General features: G+C 70.0%; 2 protein-coding genes and 1 pseudogene. All 3 read right to left on the reverse strand.

The genetic code is table 11. The annotated features are described in order from the left end of the window. Positions 1-81: 81 nt before the first annotated feature. The gene (locus QK444_RS36420; RefSeq protein ID WP_029928261.1) at positions 82-255 is read right to left on the reverse strand and encodes a hypothetical protein; all 174 of its coding nucleotides are present in this window, start codon (positions 253-255) and stop codon (positions 82-84) included. 364 nt (positions 256-619) lie between these two features. Beyond that, entirely contained in the window at positions 620-745 is a 126-nt protein-coding gene (locus QK444_RS36425) for a hypothetical protein (RefSeq protein WP_282786673.1), read from the reverse strand. Between the two features lie 67 nt (positions 746-812). Continuing rightward, positions 813-1,154: pseudogene (locus tag QK444_RS36430) on the reverse strand (hypothetical protein); the annotation flags it as partial.

Below are 1,154 nucleotides of genomic sequence, written 5' to 3' on the forward strand. Positions count from 1 at the left end.
CCCCCCCCCGGCCCGCCCCCCCGGCCCGGGGCCCCCCCGCCCTTTGGGGGGGGGGGGCCCCGATCGGCTGTGCCGGTACGTCTACATCTTGCTGATCGTCGACTTGTCCGAGCCGGACACCGCCTTGTACAGCAGGTACAGCCCGAACACCACGAGACTGATCATGAGGATCGGAAACAGGCCCTTGATCAGCGCGCCGATAATGGCCAGCGCGATCCACACCACCGCGACGACGCCGATGATCTTCCACAGCATTGGTACCTCCCGAAGTCTTCCCGAACCGGCGTTCGCGCGATCCGACACCCTCCATACTCGCAGGCCCGCAAGAGAAAAACACCAGGTCAGCGCCAATATCCGGGAAAGTTCAGGGTTCCCCCTGAGCCCACGCCACGGCCGACCGGACGCGCACCCGCCCGGCAGCGCCCGCACGGACACACCCGATCGACAGCAGATACCGCTCGCGGCCGACCATCCGATACCCCGGCCGAGCAGGCAGCACGAGGTGCCGCAACGGCCGGATCGAGCTCAGGCACGCGAACGCGCCGAGCGACACAGCCGGTCCGCGAGCACCGGTCAGCACAGCCGGTCGAACGGCGCGGGGGAATAGGCAGGGCGACGCTCACGGCAGCAGTTCCAGCCGGCCGCGCCACGGGTGATCGAACGGCGCGAAGCAGTCACGCTCACGGCGGCAGTTCCAGCCGATCGCGCCACGGGTGATCGAACGGCGCGAAGCAGTCACGCTCACAGCAGCGGCTCCAGCCGATCGCGCACGGCGGTCCAACAGCGCGGGTGTAGTTGCGACGATTTGTGGGTCAGGCCGTGGGCGGTGTGGCGCGGTAGCGGCCGTCGGCAAGGTCGGTGAGGGCTTGCGCCCAGCCGTCCAGGCGGTCGGCGGCGTCGCGCAGGTCCACCATGGCCCAGCCGAGGTCGTCGGCGAGCGCGGCGCTCTCGGGGACGGCGAGCACCTGGGCGGTGGCGGCCACGATTCGCTCGTATTCGGCGACACCGGCGTCGAGGCGTCCGGCGGCGATCCGAATATGCTCGGCCACAGGAGAATTCGTTGGGGACAGGGCGCTCGCGGCACGTTCCATGGCGACCATGTCAGCGGCCAGGGCATGCAGGGCGGCCGCTCCGGAACCGGCGGTCTCCAGCGT

This window comes from Nocardia sp. CC201C (assembly GCF_030010695.1).
Lineage (GTDB): Bacteria > Actinomycetota > Actinomycetes > Mycobacteriales > Mycobacteriaceae > Nocardia > Nocardia otitidiscaviarum.